Annotated in this window: 5 protein-coding genes and 1 tRNA gene; 1 reads left to right on the top strand and 5 read right to left on the bottom strand. The window is 45.5% G+C overall.

The window, feature by feature from the left end; translation table 11 throughout:
- Window positions 1-316: 316 nt before the first annotated feature.
- The 3 genes from GPK81_RS00670 to glgB form a co-directional block, all read right to left on the bottom strand.
- A tRNA-Thr gene (locus tag GPK81_RS00670) sits at window positions 317-389 on the bottom strand.
- 56 nt (window positions 390-445) lie between these two features.
- Entirely contained in the window at window positions 446-1,180 is a 735-nt protein-coding gene (locus tag GPK81_RS00665) for a hypothetical protein (protein ID WP_215706360.1), read from the bottom strand.
- Window positions 1,181-1,292: 112 nt separating this feature from the next.
- Entirely contained in the window at window positions 1,293-3,437 is a 2,145-nt protein-coding gene (glgB, locus tag GPK81_RS00660) for a 1,4-alpha-glucan branching enzyme (RefSeq protein ID WP_215706359.1), read from the bottom strand.
- Between the two features lie 239 nt (window positions 3,438-3,676).
- Between glgB and GPK81_RS00655 the strand changes: the two genes are divergently transcribed.
- Complete coding sequence (locus GPK81_RS00655) at window positions 3,677-4,648, top strand: carbohydrate kinase family protein (RefSeq protein WP_021977607.1); 972 nt, start codon at window positions 3,677-3,679, stop codon at window positions 4,646-4,648.
- Window positions 4,649-4,919: 271 nt separating this feature from the next.
- Here the strand turns inward: GPK81_RS00655 and GPK81_RS00650 are convergent, their stop codons facing one another.
- The gene (locus tag GPK81_RS00650) at window positions 4,920-5,861 is read right to left on the bottom strand and encodes a type I phosphomannose isomerase catalytic subunit (RefSeq protein WP_118071178.1); all 942 of its coding nucleotides are present in this window, start codon (window positions 5,859-5,861) and stop codon (window positions 4,920-4,922) included.
- 92 nt (window positions 5,862-5,953) lie between these two features.
- Window positions 5,954-6,976, bottom strand: a complete 1,023-nt coding sequence (locus GPK81_RS00645) for a glycoside hydrolase family 130 protein (protein WP_215706358.1) — start codon at window positions 6,974-6,976, stop codon at window positions 5,954-5,956.
- Window positions 6,977-6,982 lie beyond the last annotated feature (6 nt).

Here is a 6,982-nt window from a genome sequence, read left to right as displayed (position 1 = left end):
CGGGAGAGGGCGTTATTGCGGCAGGGTCAGCTGTTTGAGCCAGCGGCGAGTTCTGGCCCTGCCGCAATGGTTTTAGCCATCTCACGGAACCTTAGTTGTATCCCCCGACGGAGTCCTTGCCCGGGCCGATATCCTCTCCCTCTGGCGTCCGGCTTTCTCCCCGAATCGATGCCACATCCCTCTGGCGTACCAACTTTCCATTCCCCTCACGGAACCCTTGCCCACACCGACATTCTCTCCCTCCATAAATCCAAACAAAAAAGCCTAGAGCCCCAGGATTCACATTCATCCCAGAGCGCCAGGCCCATATCAGTCAAGCTGGAAATGAGACTCGAACTCACGACCCCTTCATTACGAGTGAAGTGCTCTACCGACTGAGCTATTCCAGCTTGTGTTAAACACAAATGATATTATACCTTATTTTTCAGAAAATGCAAGCAATTTTTTATTTTTTATCCGCACCCCCATACCCAATCACAAAATCATCCGTCTTACAGATCACCTTCGAATCATTATCCTTCTGGAAAACCCGAAAAGAAACCGAAAGCTCATTGATACCAGCATTTTTTCCCAGGAAATACATCTTTACATTCTCACTCTTCCCTGCCGGAATCCCTTCACACGAAATATTCGCCGTCTTACACTCCTTACCATTAACCTTAACATTTCTACATCTGACATCAATATCCTGTTCCGTATCATTCACTACACAAAACCTTGGAGTAAGCCCCATGACACTATTCTTCACAATACCCTTTTCGATAATCTTAACACCCTTGTCATCGTAAAGAACAATCCCACCACCGCCAATCTCCTGCTCATACGATCCACTGATATCAGTCTTTATGGAAATATTATCCACTACAGCAATATCATCATACGTCTTATCCTCATAAAAACGCAAGCCACATTCCACATCCGCCACACGGTCAATTCCATATCCATCACATTCCTGTTTCGAAACCACCAGTAATCCATCAGTTTCCCCACCTGGTTCTGCCTTGTCAAAAAACAAACTGTTTGCTTCTACTTTACAGCCATTAATATAACAATTTTCGGCTATCAAACCCATTTTTTCATCCGTATTATTTTCAATATGAAGCGGTATGACAATATTCTGCTCTGCATCCAGAGAAGCTTCCGAAACCGAAACCTTTATATTATTTTCGTCATAGATCACCTATTCCAGAACTGTAGACTTCTCTGCCCAGACCGTTACCGTAGCAAACATAGTAAAGAATACCGCCGCAAAAATCCCGGCTGCCAATTTCTTTTTCATACAACATCCCTCACTATTTTCTGCTGATCTTTACTTTCTTCCCCACCCTCTTTACGGATGAAACTTTTTTCTCAGGAGTACAGCTAAAAACAGTCACTCCATAAGCCGGGAGCTTCATTTTCAGAGAATTTTCCCTGTTATCACACTCCGCATGCACCGCATTTTTGGCCCTGGTATTCACAACACCCAGACCACCATATTTTCCATTATCACTGTTAAAAATCTCTTTATACTTTCCAGCAAAAGGCACACCGACCTGATAGCTGTCATAAGACACCGGTGAAAAATTACATACTATAAGAAGCGTCTCTTCCATTTTTTCCGTTTTTCTCAGAAAAGCAACAATATTTTCGTCATAGTTGGTAAACTGGATCCATTCAAAACCATCCGAATTACCATCCATCACATACAGCGCCGGACAACTTCTGTACATCGCATTCAGATCATGAATATATGCTTTCATTTCTTCTATGCACTCTTTATCCGGTGCTGTCATCTTCACTCCCGGATGAAGCATCAGATAAGCGTAGGCCGCACGTACCTGAGCCAGTTTCTGTTTCGGAGATCCCGGAAGTTTTTCAAGAAATTCCTTCAGAGTTCCTACATCCCTTCGTCCCAGGGTCAGTACATAATGTTCACTGTACGCATACATCATGGAAAGCGTCAGCTGATCATAATAATCCTTTCTTTCCAGCGGTTCTACTTCTATATAGGAGAGAAGATCTTTCGTCCATCCGCCACTCCACTTATAATCAAATCCCAGATGATCATTCTCCACGCTGTCTGTAAGCTGAGGCCAAAGTCCATCCTCCTGTGCGATCAAAAGAACTCCCGGATTGCGTTTCTTAACAATAGAATTCAGATGTTTCAGAAACTCCACAGCCTGGAGATTTTCATTAGAGCCATAAAGATTTGGTCTCCACTGTCCTGCCTCTCTTCCAAAATCCAGATACAGCATGGCATCTACATCATCCAGGCGAAATCCATCTACATGGAACTCATCCAGCCAGAAAAATGCATTCGAGAGAAGAAAATCCTTAACCATAGGGCTTCCATAATTATAAAGCATCGTCCCCCACATCGGATGGACCGCCATAGCCGGATCCTGAACTTCATAAAGAGGTGTTCCATCAAATTTCTCCAGTCCTGCATCAAATCGTGGAAACTGTGCAGGTGTCCAGTCCAGGATCACACCAATTCCTTCCTGGTGAAGTTCTTCCACCAGAGCACGGAAATCTGCCGGTGTTCCAAAACGATTCGTCAGCGCAAAATAAGATGAAGTGGAATATCCCCCTGAATTCTGATCCAGATACTCCATAACCGGATGAAATTCCACATGTGTATACCCTGTTTCTTTTAAAAATGCTGCCAGTTCACCATGTTTTTTCCACTCTGTTATATCTGTTTCATAAACAGACACCGGAACTTCACGGCTTACAAACTTTTCACGTTCTTTCATCCACTCTTCATCCTGCCAGGAAAACTCTCCCAGCTCTGCCACAACCGAGATCACAGACGGAGCCTCCTGCACCCCGTTTCCGTAAGGATCTGACTTGCGCTGTACAGCCCCGCCTTTTATCTTGATTTCATATTGATAAGAAGCGCCTGCCTTTACGCCCGGAACAAAAAGTTCAAAAATACCGGACATCGGCATACGATGCATCGGAAGCCGTCTTCCATCCCATCTGTCAAAATCACCAACTATACTTACACGGATCGCATTGGGTGCCCATACCGCAAAATAAGTTCCACGCACACCTCCACAGACAACCGGATGTGCACCAAGTTTCTTATAGGCTTTATAATAAACGCCTGCACAAAATGCTCTTTCCTCTTCTTCTGTAATCTGGCAGGGATATTCATAAGCATCAAAAAAAGCCTCTTTCATGCTGCCCCGTGTAACCTGAAAACGATACTCCGGAATTCTTTTCAGAGGAAGCATTACCGCATAATAGCCAGCCTCATCTTCCAGTGTCATTGGATAAGACTTTTTTCCAACTATTACTTCCGCAGCTTCCGTCCCCGGAAAAAATCCCTGAATAAGCACTCCGTCATCTGTCACTCTCGGCTGCATCACGTCCCTCGGCGCAGCTTCCTCACCATAAACGATCGCCTCGATCCGGGGCCAGTCCATATATTCATACGCTTTATCAGCCATAATCGTCTCCTCCGTTATATCTGTTGTTTTATAGACTCAGTTTACCACTTTTTTACTGAAAAATAAAGAAAACTCTTCTTAATCTTCGCAAAAAAGCACTCAAGTAACCGGTAACAGAACAGAAAATAAATCAATTTGGTTCTTCCCAAAATACCTTCCAGGGCTTATAATATGAGGCAGAAAAACAGGCGGGTATTCTTATTCCGCTATAAAAAACAACTTACCAGGAGGAATTATCAATGGAAAACAAACTGTATGATGTAACCGCTCTCGGCGAACTTCTGATCGACTTTACTGAAAACGGCAACAGTTCCCAGGGAAATCCTACTTTTGAAGCAAACCCGGGCGGCGCTCCCTGCAATGTACTCGCCATGCTGAACCGCCTTGGCAAAAAAACAGCATTTATCGGAAAAGTTGGAAACGATATGTTCGGCAAACAGCTGAAAGCAGCTGTTGAAGAATGCGGTATCGATACCAGAAACCTTGTTATGGACGATGAAATCCATACCACTCTTGCTTTTGTACATACATATCCAGATGGAGACCGTGATTTCTCCTTCTACCGCAATCCAGGCGCAGATATGATGCTCACCAAAGACGAAGTAGATGCCGAACTGATCCGCAACTCCAGAATTTTTCATTTCGGTACTCTTTCATCCACACACGAAGGCGTCCGCGAAGCAACCCGCTACGCTCTTGATGTGGCAAAAGAAGCCAACTGTATCATCACTTTCGATCCAAACCTTCGCCCACCTCTCTGGAAAGACCTTAATGACGCCCGCAAAGAGATCGAATACGGCATGGAACGCTGCGATGTGCTGAAGATCTCCGACAACGAAGTGGAATTCCTTTTTGATACTACAGACTACGATAAAGGCGCAGCTCTCATCGAAGAAAAATACCACATCCCCCTTGTCCTGATCACCCTTGGAAAAGACGGAAGCCGTGCATACTACCATGGCCGAAAAGTAGAAGCCGCACCATTCCTTCAGGAACACACCATCGAAACCACCGGCGCCGGCGACACCTTCTGCGCCAGCACCCTGAACTACGTCCTTGACCACGGCCTCGAAAACCTCACCGATGAAAACCTGAAAGAACTCCTCACCTTCGCAAACGCAGCCGCTTCCCTCATCACCACCAAAAAAGGCGCCCTCCGCGTAATGCCAACCAAAAAAGAAGTAGAAACCTTCATCAAATCCCGCAATTAAAAAAAGGCGGCCTGCACTTGCAGGCCACTTTTTTTATGTACATCCACAACTCAAGAAAATAAAAATCAGACCTGCACTCAGGCAATACCCAACAGCACCCCAAAGAACAGGCCTATTTTTTAACGCACATCCACACCCCAGGGAACAGGGCGCAAGCGCCCGCCTTCCCGTCCACTCTCCAACGCCGTACCCGTGCCCGGAAAGGGAGGGGTGCAGGGGAGGGAAAAGCGAGCTTCGAAACTCCGAGCGCCTTTCCCTCCCCTGCGGTTTTCTACACTGTTGTCAACAGTGCCTCAAATTTTCCTTCCATTTCATACTCGCCGGCATTAGCCGTAATAAACACGCTATCTCCCTTCTGCACCTCAACGCACTCCTCTCCGGACTGTACCTTCCCGGTACCGTCTAAGACGAGTAAACTTGCAAAAGAAGTCTTATCAATCTCCCCAAAGATCTTCTTCATCCTCTGTCCATCCAGAACCACCTTATCAACCGTAAAATAATCACAGTCCACAATATGCGGCTCAAAAGACTTCTTCCGAAGGATCGGCACCCTCTTCGTCACCTGAAGTGCCTTCTCAATATGAAGATCCCTCTCCTTCCCATTAGCGTCCTTACGGCCATAATCATAAACCCTGTAAGTCACATTGGAATTTTCCTGGATCTCCGCGATCAGATTTCCTTTACCAATTGCATGAATGGTACCCGGCTCGATAAAAAGCACATCCCCTTTATGAACTTCAACCTTGTTCAGAACTTCCAGAAGGGTCTTATTCTTAATTCTCTCCTCAAACTCCTCCTTGGAAACTTCACGGGAAAATCCATAATACAGGCTGGCACCTTCCTCGCAGTCCACGATATACCACATCTCCGTCTTGCCATACTGACCTTCATTCTTCATGGCATACTCATCATCCGGATGTACCTGGATAGACAGATCATCCTTCGCATCAATAAATTTGATCAGCAGCGGAAACTGGCTGTAATGGCGGCTGTGAGTACCGGTAACCTTCTTTCCCTCCATGAGGATATACTCGCTGAGTGTTTCTCCGGCATATTCTCCGTTTGCCACATAGCTGGGTCCGTCCGGGTGGCAGGAAAGCTCCCAGGTCTCTGCAAGCTTGTCGCCGTCATATTCTTTTCCAAATTCTGTCATCAGTCTTGTGCCGCCCCACAGATAATCCTTGCAGCTGGGTTTTAATTTCAAAATTGCCATAATCTGTCTTCCTTTCTTTCATCTATACCGGATAAAGCGGACTGTCACGCCCGCTTTATCTTGTTCGATGTCTCTGTGACATCCCTTCATTATTATCGGATTCCCAGCTCTGTATCTTCCTCACGTACAAGGCTGTGATCCTTAATATAGTCAACAATCTCATCCAGTGTTGTAAATGCAACACCAACATAGCTGTCTGCTGCTCCATAGTAAAGAGCGATCTTTCCTGTCTCAGAATCATGGATGGTCGCACATGGGAAGCATACATTCGGCACAAAACCTCTCTCCTCATACCAGGTTTCCGGTGTAAGAAGGAAGTTCTCGCAGCGATATTTCACTCTGGAAGGCTCATCGATATCCAGGATCGCACCACCGATGGAATATACATAACCGTTGCAGGTTCCTGTAACACCATGGTAAAACAGAAGCCATCCTTCACTGGTTTCGATCGGAGCAGCACCGCCGCCGATCTTTACGGACTCCCACCACTCAGATGTTTTTCCCATTACGTGACGGTGTTTTCCCCAGAAAGTCATATCCGGGCTCTCACTTAAGAAAATATCACCAAACGGTGTATGGCCGCTGTCAGATGGTCTGGAAAGCATCACATAATTGCCGTTAATTTTTCTCGGGAAAAGAACTGCATTTCTGTTAAATGGAATGAACGGATTTTCAATTCTTGTAAAAGTCTTGAAATCTGTTGTTTTTGCAACACCGATAGATGCACCGTAAAAATCCTGGCACCAGATCACATAATAGGTATCTTCTACTTTTACGAGACGTGGATCGTATGCATATTTCGGCATAAAAGACTCGCCTTTTTCGTTGACAAAATTGATCTTTTCTTTATCAAATGTCCAGTGAAGTCCGTCCTCACTTCTTCCAAGATAAATGAACGGAATGCCGTTCACCTGCTCACCACGGAACACGCCGATAAATTTTCCTTCATAAGGAATAACCGCACTGTTGAAGATTCTGGCAACTCCCTCTACCGGATTACGTCCGATCACCGGGGTTTCCGTATATCTCCACAGTGGTGCTCCTTCATGATTTTCCGGTTTGTCCTGCCACGGCACGTTTGGAACTGCCGGGCTGATCATTTTATATTTGCTCATATTATT

Source organism: Blautia sp. MCC283, assembly GCF_018785565.1.
In the GTDB taxonomy this organism is placed as follows: domain Bacteria; phylum Bacillota; class Clostridia; order Lachnospirales; family Lachnospiraceae; genus Blautia_A.
Note: the sequence above shows the minus strand (reverse complement) of the source record. Positions and strands in the feature narration are given on the sequence as shown.